General features: G+C 73.0%; 17 protein-coding genes. 10 read left to right on the forward strand and 7 right to left on the reverse strand.

What is annotated here, in order from left to right:
- Positions 1-77 precede the first annotated feature (77 nt).
- A complete protein-coding gene (locus tag ACQPZX_RS11415; protein ID WP_433378292.1) occupies positions 78-923 on the forward strand; it encodes a hypothetical protein in 846 nt (281 codons plus the stop codon).
- A 22-nt stretch (positions 924-945) separates the two neighbouring features.
- Here ACQPZX_RS11415 and ACQPZX_RS11420 read toward each other — a convergent pair whose 3' ends face one another.
- The gene (locus ACQPZX_RS11420) at positions 946-1,152 is read right to left on the reverse strand and encodes a hypothetical protein (protein WP_433378295.1); all 207 of its coding nucleotides are present in this window, start codon (positions 1,150-1,152) and stop codon (positions 946-948) included.
- Between the two features lie 106 nt (positions 1,153-1,258).
- Here ACQPZX_RS11420 and ACQPZX_RS11425 point away from each other — a divergent pair, with 106 nt between their 5' ends.
- Complete coding sequence (locus ACQPZX_RS11425) at positions 1,259-1,624, forward strand: DUF4232 domain-containing protein (RefSeq protein WP_433378298.1); 366 nt, start codon at positions 1,259-1,261, stop codon at positions 1,622-1,624.
- A gap of 151 nt (positions 1,625-1,775) precedes the next feature.
- Here ACQPZX_RS11425 and ACQPZX_RS11430 read toward each other — a convergent pair whose 3' ends face one another.
- Together ACQPZX_RS11430 and ACQPZX_RS11435 are read right to left on the reverse strand one after the other, a co-directional pair.
- Positions 1,776-2,924: an NAD(P)/FAD-dependent oxidoreductase gene (locus ACQPZX_RS11430; RefSeq protein WP_433378300.1), complete on the reverse strand. Its 1,149-nt coding sequence runs from the start codon at positions 2,922-2,924 to the stop codon at positions 1,776-1,778.
- 74 nt (positions 2,925-2,998) lie between these two features.
- Positions 2,999-4,276, reverse strand: coding sequence for a hypothetical protein (locus ACQPZX_RS11435; protein WP_433378303.1), 1,278 nt, complete (start codon positions 4,274-4,276; stop codon positions 2,999-3,001).
- Positions 4,277-4,392: 116 nt separating this feature from the next.
- On the opposite strand from ACQPZX_RS11435, the gene ACQPZX_RS11440 reads away from it, so the two are divergent.
- From ACQPZX_RS11440 to ACQPZX_RS11450, 3 genes are read left to right on the forward strand one after another with little or no spacing between them, the layout of a single operon-like run.
- A complete protein-coding gene (locus ACQPZX_RS11440; protein WP_433378306.1) occupies positions 4,393-5,415 on the forward strand; it encodes an efflux RND transporter periplasmic adaptor subunit in 1,023 nt (340 codons plus the stop codon).
- Complete coding sequence (locus ACQPZX_RS11445) at positions 5,412-6,386, forward strand: ABC transporter ATP-binding protein (RefSeq protein ID WP_433378308.1); 975 nt, start codon at positions 5,412-5,414, stop codon at positions 6,384-6,386. Before ACQPZX_RS11440 ends, ACQPZX_RS11445 begins: the two co-directional genes overlap by 4 nt.
- A complete protein-coding gene (locus tag ACQPZX_RS11450; protein WP_433378311.1) occupies positions 6,383-7,660 on the forward strand; it encodes an ABC transporter permease in 1,278 nt (425 codons plus the stop codon). The genes ACQPZX_RS11445 and ACQPZX_RS11450 overlap by 4 nt, the downstream gene beginning before the upstream one ends.
- A gap of 207 nt (positions 7,661-7,867) precedes the next feature.
- On the opposite strand, the gene ACQPZX_RS11455 is transcribed toward ACQPZX_RS11450, so the two are convergent.
- Both ACQPZX_RS11455 and ACQPZX_RS11460 read right to left on the reverse strand, forming a co-directional pair.
- A complete protein-coding gene (locus ACQPZX_RS11455) occupies positions 7,868-8,875 on the reverse strand; it encodes an S-adenosylmethionine:tRNA ribosyltransferase-isomerase (protein ID WP_433378313.1) in 1,008 nt (335 codons plus the stop codon).
- On the reverse strand, positions 8,872-9,561 hold the full coding sequence (locus ACQPZX_RS11460) for an SDR family NAD(P)-dependent oxidoreductase (RefSeq protein ID WP_433378316.1): 690 nt from the start codon (positions 9,559-9,561) through the stop codon (positions 8,872-8,874). The genes ACQPZX_RS11455 and ACQPZX_RS11460 overlap by 4 nt, the downstream gene beginning before the upstream one ends.
- Positions 9,562-9,683: 122 nt before the next feature.
- Between ACQPZX_RS11460 and ACQPZX_RS11465 the strand changes: the two genes are divergently transcribed.
- Genes ACQPZX_RS11465 through ACQPZX_RS11485 form a run of 5 tightly spaced genes read left to right on the forward strand, consistent with a single transcriptional unit; the run spans position 9,684 to position 16,036 of the window.
- Positions 9,684-10,832 carry a GAF domain-containing sensor histidine kinase gene (locus ACQPZX_RS11465; protein WP_433378319.1) on the forward strand — a complete coding sequence of 383 codons (1,149 nt, stop codon included), beginning with the start codon at positions 9,684-9,686 and terminating at the stop codon, positions 10,830-10,832.
- Positions 10,819-11,436, forward strand: coding sequence for a response regulator (locus tag ACQPZX_RS11470; protein ID WP_433378321.1), 618 nt, complete (start codon positions 10,819-10,821; stop codon positions 11,434-11,436). Before ACQPZX_RS11465 ends, ACQPZX_RS11470 begins: the two co-directional genes overlap by 14 nt.
- A 29-nt stretch (positions 11,437-11,465) precedes the next feature.
- A complete protein-coding gene (locus tag ACQPZX_RS11475; RefSeq protein WP_433378324.1) occupies positions 11,466-13,151 on the forward strand; it encodes an NB-ARC domain-containing protein in 1,686 nt (561 codons plus the stop codon).
- Positions 13,152-13,163: 12 nt separating this feature from the next.
- Positions 13,164-13,409, forward strand: a complete 246-nt coding sequence (locus ACQPZX_RS11480; RefSeq protein ID WP_433378327.1) for a hypothetical protein — start codon at positions 13,164-13,166, stop codon at positions 13,407-13,409.
- A complete protein-coding gene (locus ACQPZX_RS11485) occupies positions 13,406-16,036 on the forward strand; it encodes a hypothetical protein (RefSeq protein WP_433378330.1) in 2,631 nt (876 codons plus the stop codon). Before ACQPZX_RS11480 ends, ACQPZX_RS11485 begins: the two co-directional genes overlap by 4 nt.
- Here ACQPZX_RS11485 and ACQPZX_RS11490 read toward each other — a convergent pair.
- Positions 16,033-16,422 (reverse strand): TIGR03668 family PPOX class F420-dependent oxidoreductase, encoded by a 390-nt coding sequence (locus ACQPZX_RS11490; RefSeq protein ID WP_433378333.1) that lies wholly within the window; start codon positions 16,420-16,422, stop codon positions 16,033-16,035. The two genes, ACQPZX_RS11485 and ACQPZX_RS11490, sit on opposite strands and share 4 nt — an antisense overlap.
- The gene (locus ACQPZX_RS11495; RefSeq protein ID WP_433378336.1) at positions 16,419-17,249 is read right to left on the reverse strand and encodes an LLM class F420-dependent oxidoreductase; all 831 of its coding nucleotides are present in this window, start codon (positions 17,247-17,249) and stop codon (positions 16,419-16,421) included. The genes ACQPZX_RS11490 and ACQPZX_RS11495 overlap by 4 nt, the downstream gene beginning before the upstream one ends.
- Positions 17,250-17,266 lie beyond the last annotated feature (17 nt).

Raw genomic sequence — 17,266 nt, forward strand, 5'->3', positions numbered from 1 at the left:
ACAGTACGTGTGGCTATCCTTCCTACACACGCCGATCCAGCACCTGCTACTCCATTCCTGCTCTTGTCGGGGGGCGCATGAGGACCGTGTCTCGCCGGTTCGCCCTCTGGCGCGCTGACCTGGAGGGCGGCGTCTGTGCCGCCCCCGAGGAGTGCGTCGACGCCTTGGCCGACAAAAACCCCATTCAACTGCATTTAGATCATCGCGTACGGGGCATCGCACCCCTTCGCGAAACATTCGAGTCGACGCTGCGCGAGGACGTCGAGTGGCAGTTCGAGGGGGTCGAGTGGCCCGCCGACGTCCAGCCCGGGGTGCTGGTCACCGTGACCTGGCAGGCCGGCCGGGACGAGGTCGTCGCGCGCACCACCGCTCTCGACGAGCCCTTGGCGATCGACGGGGTCAATTACTTCCACGAGTACGACCCGAAGGTCGTGACCAGGGAGTTCGTCGTCGACAAGTCGAACCGGGGACGCGTGCTGCACGCGGTGCGCAAGCAGGGCCGCGTCTTCGACGACGGCAACGCCGTGCTCCCGTCGTCGGAGCTGGCCGCCCGGACCGGCATGGGCCGGGGCAAGCGCAACGAGTTCCTGCTCCGCAACGCCGTCGACCAGCTGATCCGCGAGGGCTACCTGACCCGGGTCGAGGGCAGCGTCGACTCGACCGGCTACCCCTGGTACCCGGCGGTCGAGGGCCAGAAGCCGGCCGAGATGCTGTTCTACGCGCCGCTGGTCGAGCCGGCCGACCCGTTCGAGGGGCTCGAGGGCGACCGGCACGAGCATCTGGTCAACGGTTTCGTGCGCAAGCTCCCGCCGGGCGCGCACGCCTCGGAACGGCAGGTCACGCTGCACCAACAGGTCGAGGCGAACCCGTTGGAGCCCGGGTACACCTATGTCAAGAAACACCAACGGGGCACGAATCCGTGAGGTTCGCCTGATCGCTCCGGGGTTACCACGGAAGCATGAAACGTCTCCTGCTTCTGATGGCCGCGCCCGTGATGCTCGCCGCGGGTTGCACGTCCACCTCGCCGGCCAGCGCGCCGGCCACCACCGCCCCCGCCTCCACCGCGCCCTCTTCCACCGCGCCCTCTTCCACCGCGCCCTCTTCCACCGGGCCCTCTTCCACCGCGCCGACCGCGCCGGCAACCTCCAGCACGTCGCCGGCTCCCGCGGGGGGAGCCGGGGGCCACACGTCCACGCCGCGATGCCACACCGCCGACCTCAAGCTCTCCCTCGGAGACGGTGGCGCTGCCGCCGGCACCTTGTACAGGGCGCTGGTCTTCACCAACGCGTCCGACCACACCTGCACGCTGTTCGGCTACCCCGGCGTCTCCTGGGTCGCCGGCAACGACGGCCACCAGGTCAACGTGCCGTTCACCCGCAACAGCGTCGACAAGAAGACCACCATCACGCTGAAGCCCGGCGCGGTCGCCCACGCCACGCTGGCCACCCACGACGTGGGCTTCTTCGACGCGTCGAAGTGCAAGCCGGTCGACGCGCGCGGCTACCGCGTCTACCCGCCCGACGAGACCAAGTCGGTCTTCGTGGCACTCCCGACCCAGGTCTGCTCGGTCAACGGCGTCAACACGGGCTCGGTCACCACGATCGTGAAGGGCGCGTCGTCCTAGCCGCTGCCAGGTCCACAGCCGGCTTCACGCCCACGGCTGGCTTCACGCCCACGGCTGGCTTCACGCCCACGGCTGGCTTCACGCCCACGGCTGGCTTCGCGTCTGCGGCACCGGCTTCGCGCCGTTGCCCGGCTTGATCGGCGCGACTGGTCTAGGCGGTCTCCCACTCGTGGCCGAACCAGCGGCGGATGCGGTCGGCGCCGAAGGCGGTCTTGTCGGCGGCCAGCTCGGCCGACGGGCCCTCGAGGTCGCCGACCGGCGGATGCCCGGGCCGGAACGTGACGCCCACCTTCGCGACCCGGTCGTCGCCGAACTCCAGGTAGCAGATGCCGCGACCGTCGTACTCGGCCTCCGGCGCGCGTTCCTGCACGGTGGCGATGATCCGGGCCGCGGCCACGGCGGCCTGGCCCTCGGCGAAGACGCCGGCCTTGGGAGTGCCGACGCTGGTCACGTCGCCCACGGCGTACACGTCGGGGAAGTTTGTCTGGAGGGTCATCGGATCGACCGGGATCCATCCGTCGACGGCCAGCCCGGAATCGGCCACCACCTGCGGCACGCTGTGCACCGGCACGCCGAGGAACAGGTCGTAGGGAAGCTCGCCGCCGTCGCCGAGCACGGCCACGCGGCGCTCCGGGTCGAGCGAGCGGACCAGCCGCTCCGGAATCCAGGTGATGTCGCGCTCGGCGAACGCCGCCAGCACCGCCTCCGACGCCTTCGGCGACGGCGGGATCGGCGTGCCGAGGGGCATGACCAGGGAGATCTCCGATTTCTGGCGCAGGCCGCGGGCGGTCAGATATTCGTGTACGAGCAGGGCGGTCTCGCTCGGCGCGGGCGGGCATTTGAACGGGGTGGACGTGACCGCCACAACCACCTTGCCGCCCTCGAACTTGTCGAGCACCTCGCGGGACCGGAACGCGCCCGGCACGGTGTAGAACTCGTTGCCGCCCTCGGCCAGGCCCGGCGTCGCCTCCGGGTGCAGGTCGGCGCCGAGCGCGACCACGAGGATGTCGGCGTCGAACGCGCCCGCGGTCGTCTCGACGTGCCGCGTCTCGGGGTCGATCGAGGTGACGGTCGCGTTGATGAACCGGACGCCCGGGCTGACCATGCCGGCGTACCGGTGCAGCACCTGCTCGGGCTGCCGCCGGCCGAACATCACGTCGAGCTTCGAGAAGCCGAAGACGAACCCCTCGGCCTGATCGATCAGCGTCAGCTGGACGCCGGTGCCGCAGCGCCCCGACACCTCCGTCGCCAGCTCGAGCCCGCCGAACCCCGCACCCAGCACCACCACGCGCGTCGTCACGGCAGGACACTATCGCCGACCGGCCCCTGCGGCGTCCTTCTTTCGGGCAATGACCTGGGCCGATCCTCTGTTGATCAACCGATCAGCGCCCGGCACGCCTCCCGGTCGTGCGGCAGCCCGGCGTCGCGCAGCACGAGCCCGACGGTGCCGTTCCGCTGATCCCACAGGGCGTCGTTCTCCACCAGCGCGGCGAGGTAGCGCCGCCGGGCCGCGGGCCGATCCCGCAGAGCCATCAGCAGCGGTCCCCAGTCATGGCGAACGGTGTGCTGACTGGCGATCCGAGCCACCGCGAGCGCCGCGGGCAGCAGCCGCTCGGGTTCATCGACCCGTTCGATGGCCGCCGCGATCAAAGTGAACCGAATGTGCATGTCGAACTGTGGCAGCCGCCCGGCGAACCAGGTCTCCGGCGCACTCGGATCGCCCAGCGCGGCAAGGAGTTCATCGGTTGCGGCCGGGTCGGTGGCCAGCGCGGGCGCGAGAGCGGCGCAGGCCCGGACGCCCGGGTGCGGGTCGTCGAGATAGGCGCGCGGTGCGGCCCCTAGCTCGCCCATAGCCAGCACGAGGGCAGCCCGCTCGTCGACGCCGGCCGTGGCGGCGAGTTCCTCGAGGCGCCGCAGCTCGGCGGCGCTACCGGTCTCGCCGTCAGCGCCGGCCGCGGCCTCTCTCCCGGCCCCGGCTGCTTGCTCGGCCGCGCCTGCTTGCTCGGCCGCGCCTGCTTGCTCGGCCGCGCCTGCTTGGTCCGCCGCGCCTGCTTTCTCCGGCGCGGCCTCGACCCCGGCGGCGGTCTCGTCGCCTGGCTCGGCGCCTTCTCCGGCCCGGGAGCGACAGGCGGCGATTGCGGCGGCGGCCGAGGCGCGCACGGTGGGGTCGGGGTCGGCGAGGGCCGCGGTGGCGGTGGCGCGCAGTGTCGGGGTGACCTCGCGGCAGCCCTCGATGGCGCGCACGTAGACGACATTCGCCAGGATCTCGTCGCCGAAGATGTCGTCCACGTCGTCGACCGCCGCGAGGGCGGCCTCCACGTCGAAGCCCGGCGGCGGCGCGAAGTCGTCGAGCGCGCGGCCTGGCTCGCCGGCCTCGGCCACGGCGGCGAGGAAGTTGAGCAGGCCGGCGCGCAGCGCGGCGTTCTCCGGGCCGGCGAGGCGTGGGTCGGCGATCAGCGAGGCGACCACGAGCGCGGCGTCCGGCGTGACCGTCCAGGGGGTGCCCTGGTGGATCACGGCCGACCAGAGGTGGTTCAGGGCCGCGGTCCGGGCGTCCTCGTCTTTGTCGGCCAAAGCGGCGAGATGCCCCGGGGTGTCGGACGCGAAGCCGTATGCGTGGATCAGCCGGGAGAACCGCGGAGCGTCGGTCACGCGGCGAACTGTAGCCGTTGCCCTCAGGTGAGCTTGCATGATCCCTGTAGCGTCTCGTCCGCGAAGCCGATCGGCGTTCATCGTTGGCCTTCGCTTCGAGACCGCTAGGGGGATCCGTGTTCAGACGCAGGCTTGCCGGTGCGGGCGTGGTGGTGACGGCCGGCGCCCTCTTGTGCGGCTGCACGTCGTCGGCGGAGAAGCCCGAAACTCCCGGCCTCGAGCCGCGCGGCACGGTGCTCACGACGGTCAAGCCCGCCCGGCAGGACCTCACCAACCAGATCAGCCTCAGCGGCAAGGTGACGATCGACCCGGTCTTCGGCATCGTCGCGCCGGTCGACGGCGAGATCCGGTACGTGAACCGGCAGCCCTCGAAGACGCCGGCCACCCGGCCGATCTGGGTGGCGTCGGTGTGGGACGACGGGGTGCCGCGGCGGGTGGAGATCCCCAAGGACTCGACCTTCGCCGGGCGGCTCATGGAGGACCGGGCCGACGTCACGGCCGGCATGCCGGTGGTCTCGGCCAAACACGCCGGGTACGGCATCGTCGCCGAGATCGACAGCGCCCAGGCGTACCGGATCTCCGGCGCCGTCAAGAACGTGCGCGCCCAGATCAAGAACGGGCCCGGCCCATTCCCGTGCGAGGCGCTCGGCACGATCGCGGCGTTGCCGTCCGGGACGATCCCCGAGCCGCCGCCACCCAGTCCCGACCCGCAGCAGTCGGGCGCGGCCCAGGACGTCAACAAGGGCACCACCGGCGACCCGGCGCTGAACGGCTCGGAGGGCGGCGGCGACACCGCCGGCTCGGAGGCGACCGGGATGCGGCTGGTCTGCACCCCGCCCGACGACGTCAAGCTGATCAACGGCGCCTCGGTGACCCTCGACGTGATCACCGCCAAGGCCGCGCACGTGCTCGTGCTGCCGGTCGAGGCCGTCGCCGGCATCCAGGGCAAGGGCAAGGTCGACGTGGTCGGCGAGGACCGCACCCGCAAGACCGTCGACGTGACGCTGGGCATCACCGACGGCAAGGTCGTCGAGATCCGCAAGGGCCTGCGCGGCGACGAGACGATCGCCATCCCCGGCCCCGACCTGCCCACCGCCGCGCCCAACACCGACCAGGGCGGCTCGGGAGCCCCAGGATGACCAACCTGAACGCGCCGGCCGACGGACCGGCGGGCCGGGCCCCGCGCGTCGGCGGGACGGCGGGCCCGAGTGCGGGCGCCGACGCGACCATGGAGCTGGCGACCATCGGTGGCGCGGCTTTTCCGGGTGGCTCGAGTGTTTCGGGTGGCTCGAGTGTTTCGAGTGGCTCGAGTGTTTCGAGTGGCTCGAGTGTTTCGGGTGGCGCGGCAGTCTCGGGCGACGAGGCTGTTTTGGGCGGCGGGGCTGTTTCGGGCGACGGGTGGGCGGGTGAGGTCGCGGGCGGGGACGCGCTTATCGAGCTCAGCGGGATCACCAAGGTGCTCAAAGGGCAGCAGGAGCCGCGCACGATTCTCGACGGGGTCGACCTCACCGTGCGGGCGGGGGAGAGCGTCGCGATCGTGGGGCGCTCCGGCTCGGGTAAGAGCACGTTGCTCAGCGTTGTCGGGCTCTTCGACCGGCCGGACTCGGGGAGCTACGTGCTCGCGGGGCAGGAGATCAGCCGGCTGCCGGAGCGCCGGGCGGCGAAGCTGCGCAGCTCGCATTTCGGCTTCGTGTTTCAGCGGTTCTTTCTGCTCAAGCATCTGACGGCGGCGCAGAACGTGGCGATGGCGCTGGTCAACGGGCAGGGCTGGCTGCCCCGCCGGGAACGTAGGAAACGGGTGATGACGGCCCTCGACCAGGTGGGCATCGCTCATCTGGCGAAGAACCGGCCGGCCAAGATGTCGGGCGGGGAGCAGCAGCGGGTGGCGATCGCGCGCGCCCTCGTACGGAATCCTCGGGTTTTGCTTGCGGATGAGCCGACGGGAGCGCTGGACACGGAGACGGGCGCCCTCGTGATCGACGCTCTGCTCGGCGCGACCGAGCGCGGGTGCGGGCTGATCCTGGTGACTCATGACCGGGACCATGCGGCGCGGATGGGCCGGATCTTCGACCTGCGCGACGGGCTGCTGACCGAGCGGGTGCCGGCATGATGCGGCTCTCCGGGCGGCTGCGCTCGTCGCTGATCATCGGCATTCAGGGGATCCGGGCCCGCAAGCTGCGCACGCTGCTGTCCATGGTGAGCCTCTTCCTGGGCGTGCTCGCGGTCGTGGTGGTGCAGGCCGGCGCGAGCATCGCCGAGCGCGCCCTGATGTCCGACCTGGAGCTGACCGACGGCGTCGACGGCACCCGGATCATGGACATGCAGCCGAGCGCCCGGTCGGCGGACATCGTGCTCGGGACGCTGGCCGGCCGCTCGGACGCGGTGGCGGTGATGGGCATCCAGGCGATCGTCGGCGAGCCCGGCGTCAAGCCGGTCAACCCGGGCGGCTCGCCGATGGACCAGGACTGGGGCGGCGGGCAGATCTGCTACCCCGACGGGCACTGCGAGGAGGAGGGCGGTCCCGAGGGCGAGGCGGTCGAGGTGCGGCTGACCGCGCTGACCGGCGACCTCCGGGTGTTCCGGCCGTTCCGCCAGCAGTCCGGGCGGTGGCTCGACTTCACGACGGTGCCGGCGCTGGCGCCGCGGCTGGTGCTCAACCGGGAGGCGGCGAAGGGGTTCCAACAGCATCAGGTGCCGGCCGAGATGCACGTGAACGGGGCGACGAACAACATCACGCCGCAGTTCATCGGGGTGATCGACGACGGCGACTCGCAGCCGCGGGCGTACGTGCGGCTGGACGAGCTGTCGGCCTGGATGCCGCCCAGCGGGCTCGGGGACCCCTCGACCGGCGGGGAGATGCGGGTCATGCTGGCGCCGTCGACGCCCGCCGAGCAGGTGCTGAGCGCGAAGCTGCGCGGGGCGGGCGTCGAGACTTACATGTCCACGGTGGACAGCCGGAAGCAGCGCGGCAAGGAACTCACCCTGATGCGGCTGATCTTCTTTTCGATGGCCGGGCTGGTGCTGCTGATCGGCGTGGCCGGCATCCTCAACGTCGGCCTCGCCACGGTCGGCGAAAGGGTGGAGGAATTCGCCCTGCGCCGTGCGGTCGGCACGCCACGCTCGCTGCTGGCCGGCATCGTGCTCGCCGAGACACTGCTGACCGGCCTGCTGACGGCGGCCGCCGCGATCGGGGCGAGCGCCGCGGCCTTGAAGGTGGTCTCCATGCTGCTCGGCGACTCCCAGCCGTTGTTGCACGACGTGCAGTTCCCCTGGGAGGCCGGGGTGGCCGGCATCATCGCGGGCATCGTGGCGGGCATCCTCGGCGGCTTCATCCCGGCATTGCGGGCCGCCGGCATCCCGATCGCCACGGTGATGCGCGCCTGACCCTGGCGCGCTCCCCGTGCTGCGGCCCGCCCCCATGCTGCGGGCCGCAGCGCGTCGGGCCGCCTCCGTGCGTCGGCCGCCCCCGCCTCGGGCCACCCCGCTTCGGGCCACCGCCTCGGGCCGCCCCGCTCCGCCCGGCTCGGGCCCGCCCCCGCTCGGCTCGGGCCGCCCCCGCCTCGGGCCGCAGTGCATCGGGCCGTGCGCGGGTCATGGGCGGATGCGGTGGCCGTGCAGGAGGTGCACGTCGCCGAACTCGTGCCACAAGTAGCGGCCCCGCAGGGCCTCGGCGTAGGCGGCGCGCAGTGCCTCCTCGCCGGCGATCGCCGTGAGCATGCGCAGGTGCGAGGCGCGTGGCTCGTGCAGGCCGGTGAGGAGGCCGTCGACCACGCGGATGCGGTGCTCGGGCCCGATCACCAGGTCGGTCCAGCCGGTCGCCGCCTCGCCCGCCGTCGTCTCCAGCGCGCGCACCACCGTCGTGCCGACCCCGATGACCCGGCCCTCGTTGCGGTGCACGTGGCGGATCAGCCGTGCGGTCGGCTCGGGCACCTCGAACCACTCCGGATAGGGCGGCTCGTCCACCTCGGCCGACGCCACCCCGGTGTGCAGCGTGATCGGCGCGACCAGCACGCCCCGGCCGGCCAGGTCGGCGAGGACCCGGCCGGTCAGCGGACGGCCCGCGCTCGGCATCTCGGCGCTGCCGGGCCTGATCGCGTACGCGTTCTGGTAGGTCTCCAGGGGCCAGTCCCGGTCGGTGTACGAATATCGGATCGGCCGCCCGTGCCGCAGCAGGTAGTCGGCCATCGTGCCGGGCACCTCCGCGTCGGCCACCCACAAACGGTCGGTGAGCGGCTCGCGCAGCGTCAGCGTGCCGTCCTCGATCGCGAGGCGCCGGGGCGCCGAGCCGAGAACGGGCGCCGTCGTGCCCTCGACCGGGCGGCGCAGCTCGATCAGCCAGCTGCCGTCGGGCCGCTCGGTCGAGACGTGCACGACCAGGCCGGGGCCGGCGTCGAGCGCGGCCGGCAGCGTCGCGGAGTTGTTCACCACCAGCAGGTCGCCGGCGGAGAGCAGCCGCGGCAACTCGCGGAACCGGTGGTGGGTCACCGTGGTGTCGTGGCTCACCAGCAGCCGTACGTCGTCGCGTCGCCGGCCGTGCGCCTCCGCCGGCTCCCGCGCGGCCAGCTCGTCGGGCAGGTGGAAGTCGAGGGTCGCGGTCATCGCAGGGACCCGGCGACGTACCGGCCGGACTCGGGACGGTCGCGCAGCAGCGTCAGCAGGCGCGGCACCACCGTCTCGGGCAGCGGCCGGTCGGAGATGTCCTCGCCCGGGAACGCCTCCTGCTGCAGCCGGGTGCGCAGGTCACCGGGATCCACGGCCCAGACCCGCAGGCCCGGCTCCTCCTTGGCCAGCACTGCGCTCGCGTGGTCGAGCGCCGCCTTGGCCGCGCCATAACCACCCCATCCCTCGTACGCCTCGACAGCGGCGTCCGAGCTGACATTGAGCACGGCGCCGGCCGCCGAGCGGCGGAGCTGGGGGAGGAGCAGCTGGGTCAGCGCGATCGGGGCCAGCACGTTGACCTCGAAGGTGTCGAGCAGCGCGGGCAGCGGGAACGTCGCGAGCGCCGGGGGAGGGCTGCCGCCCAGCGTCGACGCGTTGTTGACCAGCAGGTCGGCGCCGCCCAGCCGGTCGGCCGCGGCCGCGAGCTCGGCCCGGTGGTCGTCGTCGACCACGTCGCCCGGTATCGCGGTCACCTTGGTGAGCCGGCTCAGCTCGTCGGCCGCGGCCTCCAGGTCGACGGGGGTGCGGGCGTCGATCACGAGCTGCCAGCCGTCGCGGGCGAGCCCCTCGGCCAGGGCCAGGCCCAGCCCTCGGGAGGCTCCGGTGATCACTGCGGTTGTCGTCATGCCTCGACCCTTCCCCGTTGAAGCGGCGACCGTATCGGGCCGCGGACGGGTTCGGCATCGGACCATGGTCCTAGGACCGTGGTATGAGGCGGATTCCGGCGCGGCTGCCTATCGTGGGGCGCATGACCACGCGCGACGAGCTGCGCACGGCCCGTCGACTCTCGGCGGCCGTGCTGGCGGTGAGCGACCAGCTCACCGTCCCCGAGGTGCTCCAGACCATTGTGGACACCGCTCGCGACCTGGTCGGCGCCGACTATGCGGCCCTCGGCGTGCCCGACGAGGAGGGCTCGTTCGCCGAGTTCGTGGTCGCCGGCATCAGCGACGAGCAGCGGGCCGCGATCGGGCCGCTGCCGCGGCAGCACGGCTTCCTCGCGGTGATGCTCCGCGAGCCGCAGGCCCAGCGGGTCGCCGACATCCGGGCCGATCCGCGCTTCGGGTGGTGGCCCGCCGCCCACCCGGTGCTCAGCGCGTTCCTCGGCGTCCCGGTGATGAGCGGCGACGAGATTCTCGGCGCGCTCTACCTGGCCAACAAACCCGGCGGCTTCACCGAGTCCGACGAAGAGCTGGTCGGCGTGCTGGCCGCGCACGCCGCGATCGCGCTGACCCACGCCCGGCTCTACGCGCGCAACCGTGAGCTGACCATCGCCGAGGAACGCGCCCGCATCGCCCACGACCTGCACGACGCCGTCGCCCAGCGGCTGTTCGGCCTGCGGCTCACCGCGCAGGCCGCCGACGTGCTGCTCGACCGCGACCCGGCGGCGGCCCGCGAGCGGCTCGCCGAGGTGTCGACGCTGGCCCGCGAGGCCGCCGAGGAGCTGCACGCGGCGGTGCTGGAGCTGCGCCCGGCCCGGCTCGCCGAGGACGGCCTCCCGTCGGTGCTGCGCAAACAGGTGCAGATCCTCGACCGGGCCTATGGCGGGGCCGACGGCCCGAGGGTGCGCTACGACGAGGACGATCCGCCGGTGCTGCCCGCCGCTCAGCAGACGGTGGTGCTGCGGGTCGCGCAGGAGGCGCTGCACAACGCCGTGCGCCACGCGTGCGCCCGGCTCGTCCGGGTGAGCCTGGTCCGGCAGGGCGAGTCCGGCGCGGTGCTGGAGGTGGCCGACGACGGCAAGGGCTTCGACATCTCGGCGGCCCTGCGGGCGGGCCACAGCCTGGGCCTGCGCTCACTGCGCGAGCGGGCCTGCTCGGTCCGCGGTTCAGCGACCATCCGCTCCACGGCCGGCGTCGGCACGGTGGTCCGCTTGGAGGTGCCCGGTGACGTCGCCTGAGCCGATTCGCGTGCTGATCGTTGACGACCATCCGGCCGTACGGCGTGGGTTGCGCACTTTTCTGGAGCTGGCGGACGGCCTGGAGGTGACCGGTGAGGCCGCCGATGGCCCGACGGCGCTGGAGATGATCGCCGAGACCGGCCCCGACGTGGTCCTGCTCGACATGATGCTGCCCGGCCTGGATGGCGTCGAGGTGCTGCATGAGCTGCGCCGCCGCGAGCTCGCCTGCCGGGTGCTGGTGGTGAGCAGCTTCGCCGATCGCATGCCGGCCGCGATCCGGGCAGGCGCGCGTGGCTACCTCTCCAAGGACGTCGACCCAGGTGCGCTAGTCGCCGCTGTTCGCTCGGTTGCGGCGGGTCACCTTCTGCTCGATCCGTCGGCCGCCGACGCGCTGCTGGCCCCGACCGCCACCGGCGAGACGCTGACCGCCCGCGAGCGTGACGTGCTCACGCTGCTGGCCGAGGGGCGCTCCAACCGCGAGATCGCCCAGACCCTGGTCGTCTCGGAGAAGACGGTCAAGACCCACGTGTCGAGCATCCTGCTCAAGCTCGGCCTGGCCGACCGCACCCAGGCCGCGGTCTACGCCGTGAGACAAGGTCTCTGAGCCGTGTCCACAAGCGATAGCGTCGAGCCATGGAGGTCGTGACGGCCCTGGGCGGAGCCGCCGGGCGGTTGGCGTCCCAGTTCGTCGTCGCGCGGTTCGCCGGGCAGCTCGCGGCCCGGCGGGCACTCGACTCGCTGATCGCCAAGGCGTTGATCGAGAGCCTCGGCAGCCAGGTCGACGCCGACGGCGGGGACGCGGAGGTCATGCGGATCCGGCACATCGAGACCCTCCTCGGCCGGTTCCTGTCCCGGTCGGAGTCGGCCGGCGACCTCGTCGACGCGGTGGTCCGCCGGCGTGAGCCGCCGATCGCGGAGCTGACGGCCGAGTTCGCCGCGGGCGGCGGTGACCCCGCCACGATCGGCCTCGACGTCGGCGCGCTCTTCGAGGAGCTGTCCGTCCGCCTGCGGGCCGGCATCGACGAGCACGCCACCGTGCCGCAGAGCCCGCTCTTCCCGCTGGTCGTCGTCAGCGACCTCGACCACCTCGTCGGCGCCCGCGGCGGCCGTCGCATCCTGGGTTCCGCGCCGCCGCCCCCGCCCATGTTCGTCGGCCGCGACGACGACATGCGGCGGCTGCGCGATCGGCTTGGGCGCGGGGACGACGTGGGGCTCCGCGATCGGCTTGGGCGCGGGGACGACGTGGGGCTGCGCGATCGGCTTGGGCGCGGGGACGACGTGCGACGGGGCGATCGGCTTGGGCGTGAGGGCGACGTGCGGCGGGGTGACCAGGGCGGCCGCGAGGGCGACGTGCGGCTGGGCGGTCGGCTCGGTCACGGCTCGTCGCTGCAGGTCGTCACCGCGGTTCGTGGCTGGCCAGGGGTTGGCAAGACCACCACCGCCGCCGCGCTCGCGCACGACCCACAGCTCGCCGCCGACTATCCGGACGGCATCCTCTGGGCCCGGCTCGGCGAGACCGATGCGGTCGCCTCCGAGCTTCGGTCCTGGCTCAGCAGCCTCGAGGCGCCGGCCGACGCGGAGGCAACGGTGCCGCAGCTGTCCGCCCGGCTCGCCGCCGTGCTGCGCGACCGGCGGATGCTGCTGTTCGTCGACGACGTCTGGGACGCCCGGCAGGCGGCGCCCTTTCTGGTCGGCGGCCGCTCCTGCGCGACGGTCGTCACCACCCGGGCCCGGGCCGTCGCCGACGACATCACCAGCGGTCCCGACCAGGTCTATCTGCTCGACGTTCTCAGCCTGGACGCGGCCGTCGAGATCCTCGCGAGCCTGACCGGTGCGTTCGCGACCGAGCGGCCCGAGCAGATCCGGCGCCTCGCCGAGGCGCTCGAGGGCCTTCCGCTGGCCCTGCAGGTGGCGGGCCGGCTCATCGCTTCCGAGCAGGCCCGCGGCCTCCCGGTCGACGACCTCGCCGACGAGCTGGCCCAGGGCGCGCGCCTGCTCGAGGCCAAAGCGCCCGCGCACCTGGCCACGGTGGTGGCCGAGAGCTCGCCGACGGTCGCTTCGCTCTTCCGCCGCAGCATCGCCGACCTCGACCCCGGCACGCAGCTCCGGTTCGCCTACATCGGCGCCTTCGCCCCGAAACCAGCGGTATGCACGATCGCGCAGCTCACCGTCGCCTGGGCGGGGCTGGGCGACGCCGAGCCCGCCACGACGATCGGGACGCTCGTCGACCGAGGGTTGCTCGAGACTTCGGGGCCGGGGGTCTATCAGATGCACGGGCTGCTGGCCACGTTCGCCCGCTCCCTGGCCACCGTGCTGTGAGCGAGGATCGCCGTGCTGGGGGCGCGGATCGCCGTGCTGGGGGCGCGGATCGCCGTGCTGGGGGCGCGGATCGCCGTGCTGGGGGCGCGGATCGCCGCGCTGGGGGCGCGGATCGCCGCGCTGGGGGCGCGGATCGCCGTGGTGTGGGCGAGGAAAGCCGTGCTGTGGGCGAGGATCGCGGCGCTGCGAGCGACGACCGCGGTGCTGTGGGCGAGGACCACGCCCTACGCAGCGGACTGCTCCACGCGCAGATCATGATCGACCAGGCCGTAGCCGGCGACGGCGATGTTGTGCCCCAGTTGCTGCACGCCCGGCGCTGGCTGGCCGACCACATTGACCACCCGGAGGCCGCGGTGCTCTACAGCCGCGTGCTCCAGGGGCCGTTCCCGCTGCTCGGCAGCGTGACGCCGCTTCCCGAGCAGATCGCGTGGCTCGAGCAGGCGCTCGGCGCGGCGATCCGGGACACGCGTTACGGCGACGCGGCCACTCATCGCGGTGCGCTGGGCCAGGCCCTGCTGCGGCGGGGCGATTACTTGCCCGCCGCGGCGCAGCTCGAACGGGGCATGCCCAACAGCCTTCGCGACGACCGGTACGGCTACCAGGACATGGAAGGCCTGGCCCTGGCATGTGCGGCGCTCGGCGACCGGCAACGGGCCGACCTGCTCTTCGCGGCCGCGCTGGCCGACCTCGAACGGCTCGGCGACTCGCGCGGCGAGCTCATCACGCGCATGCACCTCGCGCAGGCGCTGCTCTGGTGGGGACAGAGCGAGGCAGCGGCGGCGGAGTGCGAGCGGATCCTGGAGGCGGCGGCCGGCCTCGCGGTGGTGGTTGCGGCTGGTCCGCTTCGACGCGTCTATTACGAGGCGCTCTGCGCCACCGGGAACGGGCGGCAGATTCTCGACGTCGCCGAGGAGCGTCTCGCCGTCCTGCTCGACGCGCGGGCCGAGGGTGTCGCCGACGCTCTAGCCGATCTCGGCTGGATCTACGTGCTGCTCGGCCTGCCCGATCTGGCCGTCCCGCCGCTGCGTGAGGGCGTGGCCATGGCGCGTGCCGCGGGGGATCGCGCGCTGCTGCGCGACATCACGGCTAGCCTCGGCCGGGCCGAGCGCGAACGCGGCGACCCCGACGCAAGCCGGGCGGCCCTCGCCGAGCGGCGGGCGCTGGCCGATGATGAGGGGCACCGCGAGCGCTGGCAGGCACTGACCGACCTGGCCGAGACCGAGGCGGCCGCCGGGCGTACGGCCGAGGCGATCGCCCTGCACCGCGAGGCGCTGGCGCTGGCCACCAGCCAGGAGGCAGTCGTGCCGTTGTCGGTTGGGGAGATCTCGGTCCGCGACCGTGCGTCGTTCCGCGGCGGGAGCACGCTGTACAGCTCGGACTGGTCGCCCAGGACGATCCACGACCGGTACGCGTCGGCGCGATCCGGGGCGGCGCTGGGCGAGTTGCTGGTGAGATCCGGCGAAGGCGACGACGGCCACGAACACAGCGGCGAAGGCGGCGAAGGCCACGGCAGCGGTGGTGGCGAAGGCCACGGCAGCGGTGGCGGTGGCGGCGGCGACGGCGGTGGCGGCCACGGCGACGGTGGAGGTGGCGGTGGCGGCCACGGCGACGGTGGAGGTGGCGGTGGCGGCCACGGCGACAGTGGCGGTGGCGGCGATGATGGCGGTGGCGGCGGCGAGGGGTGGGCCGTCTTCGAGCAGGCGCTGGCGCAGTGCGACCTCGACCCGGGTCTGAGGGCCGCTGTGCTCCGGCGGGCCGGCGGGACCGCGTACGATATGGGGGATTTTGTCAAGGCTGAGCGGCACTTCCGTGAGCGCGTCGCCCTGCTGAAGCCCCACGTCGATCCGCGCGTGCGCGCGGCGGCCCTCGGTGACCTCGCGGACGCCCTGCGCGTGCTCGACCGGCCCGCCGAGGCGATGCCGCTCTACGCGGAGATCGCCGAGGGCAAGGATCGGGTGCACGCGCTCGGCAACATCGGGCTGTGCGCGGCCGCGATCGGTGACACGGGGCTGGCCGACCGGAAGCTTGCCGAGGCGGTGACCGAGGCCGCCTGTCACGACTATGCGGACGGGATGCTGGTGGCGCTGGCCAATCTCGGCCTCAACACCCGGGATCCGGATCTGTCCCGGCACGCGCTGCAGAAGGCGCTGGCTTTCGCGACGCTGCTCGGCGAGGACGATCTCGTGTCCGTAAGTACCGAGCGGCTGGCCGCGATGCCGAAGGCCGACCGCGACCGGCTCGCGCGCGAGGCCGGCGACCTGAGCGACGAGGCGGTCGGCGATTTCCAGGGCGGCGCGGTCGCCGAGGCGCTCGACAAGCTGCGCGTGGCGATCCCGATGGCCGGGCGCGCCACCGACGGGCCGCTCTACCGGATCTGCCTGGGCAACCTCGCCATGATCGCGGCTGAGGCGCGTGAGCACCGGATGGCCGCGGAGGCGTACGCCGAGCTGGAAGTGATCGCGACGCTGATGGGCGAGCCGCCGCGGGCCGATCTCGCGCGGGAGCGGCTCGCCGCGCTGCTGGCCGACGAGATGGACGACCGGCCCGCCGCCGCCCGGGTCCTGCGCCGGCGGCTCGACTCGGCCACCGCCGCCGGCGACGAGCTCGCGGCGATGTGGACGACGATCAGGCTGGCCGCCACGCATTCGCGGACCGTTGCCGAGGCGATCGGTGATGAGCTGTTCGCTGAGGCCTTGCGGATGTCGCGGCGGATCCCGCAGCCGGGCGGTGAGGCGGTCGCGCTCACGCTGCAGGGTCAGCAGGCCATGCTGCGCGGTGATCGGGAGCTGGCGGTCCAGCGATGGGAGCGGGCGCTGTTCGTGGCGGAGGAGCATCATCCGGCACAGGCGGAGCAGATCCGCGAGGCACTGGCCGAGCTCGGCTAGGGGCGCCAGGACGACCAGCGCTCGACGGTGATTTCCAGGAAGGGGCCGGGCGGCGGGTTCTCCCGGTACTGCGGATAGCGGCCTGCCAGCGCCCGCAGGCCGGCGGGTGAGGCGTCGAGGACGCGGGCCACGCCGTCGGCGCGCACCCACCACAGCTGGGACCAGTCGTCGTCGTAGTGGTCGGCCAGGACGCTGACCCGAGGGTTCGCGGCGATGTTGGCCAGGCGCTTGAGGTCGCGGGTGCGCTTGGGCTTGGCGTCCACGGCGGTGTGCAGGACGTCGCCGGTCAGGGCGAAGACGATCGGCACCAGGTGCGGGACGCCGCCGGGGGTGACCGTGGCCAGGCGGGCCACCCTCGCGGTGGCGAACAGCTCGGCGGGAGTCACCGGCCGACCAGTTCGGCGATGGCCTTCTCCCACTTCTCCAGGGCGGGCTCGACGACGCTCCACGGACCGGACGGCAGCCACGCCGAGGCCCGGTGCACACCGGCGGCCTCCAACTGCTCGAGCGCCTTCGGGTCGGGCGGGACGCTCAGCACCTGGAACTGCAGGTACCGGTCGGCGCGGGCGCGCAGGGCGGCGATGCGGGTGAGCACGTCGGGGTCGTGCCATTGCGGGAACCAGCCGTCGCCGTACTCGAGAACCCGCTGCTCGGCGGTCGGACCGCCGCCACCGACCAGGATCGGAGGCCAGGGCTTCTGGGCGGGCTTGGGCCACGACCAGATGCGGTCGAAGTTGACGAACTTTCCGTGGAAGGTGGCCTCGTCGTTCGCCCAGATCTCGCGCATCGCGCGCACGCGCTCGCCGAGCAGGGCCAGGCGGGTGCGCGGGTCGGTGCCGTGGTTGGCCATCTCCTCGCGGTTCCAGCCGGAGCCGATGCCGAACTCGAACCGGCCGCCGCTGAGGTGATCGACGCTAGCCACCTCCTTGGCGGTGGTGATCGGGTCACGCTCGACGACCAGGCAGACGCCGCTGCCGACCCGCAACCGGCTCGTCGCCTCGGCCGCCGCGGTGAGCGCCACGAACAAGTCGTACGTGTGCCAGTATTTTTGCGGCAGTTTGCGGCCGCCGCCCCATGGCGTCTCGCGGCTCGCGGGGATGTGCGTGTGCTCGGCGAAGAAGAGCGCCGTGTGGCCACGCTCCTCGACCCGGCGGGCGATCTCGCCCGGGCGCATACCGTCGTGCGTGGGGAAATAACCGACACCGAACTCCATAAGCGTGATCCTATTTC

Source organism: Actinoplanes sp. CA-142083 (assembly GCF_050942195.1).
Classification (GTDB): Bacteria; Actinomycetota; Actinomycetes; order Mycobacteriales; family Micromonosporaceae; genus Actinoplanes.

What these genes read in the sequence shown, in the direction of transcription:
- ACQPZX_RS11415 (WP_433378292.1), top strand. Translation starts at nt 78, where the DNA reads ATGAGGACCGTGTCTCGCCGGTTCGCCCTCTGGCGCGCTGACCTGGAG.
- ACQPZX_RS11445 (WP_433378308.1), top strand. Translation starts at nt 5,412, where the DNA reads ATGACCAACCTGAACGCGCCGGCCGACGGACCGGCGGGCCGGGCCCCG.
- ACQPZX_RS11450 (WP_433378311.1), top strand. Translation starts at nt 6,383, where the DNA reads ATGATGCGGCTCTCCGGGCGGCTGCGCTCGTCGCTGATCATCGGCATT.
- ACQPZX_RS11455 (WP_433378313.1), bottom strand. Translation starts at nt 8,875, where the DNA reads ATGACCGCGACCCTCGACTTCCACCTGCCCGACGAGCTGGCCGCGCGG.
- ACQPZX_RS11460 (WP_433378316.1), bottom strand. Translation starts at nt 9,561, where the DNA reads ATGACGACAACCGCAGTGATCACCGGAGCCTCCCGAGGGCTGGGCCTG.
- ACQPZX_RS11465 (WP_433378319.1), top strand. Translation starts at nt 9,684, where the DNA reads ATGACCACGCGCGACGAGCTGCGCACGGCCCGTCGACTCTCGGCGGCC.
- ACQPZX_RS11475 (WP_433378324.1), top strand. Translation starts at nt 11,466, where the DNA reads ATGGAGGTCGTGACGGCCCTGGGCGGAGCCGCCGGGCGGTTGGCGTCC.
- ACQPZX_RS11485 (WP_433378330.1), top strand. Translation starts at nt 13,406, where the DNA reads ATGATCGACCAGGCCGTAGCCGGCGACGGCGATGTTGTGCCCCAGTTG.
- ACQPZX_RS11495 (WP_433378336.1), bottom strand. Translation starts at nt 17,249, where the DNA reads ATGGAGTTCGGTGTCGGTTATTTCCCCACGCACGACGGTATGCGCCCG.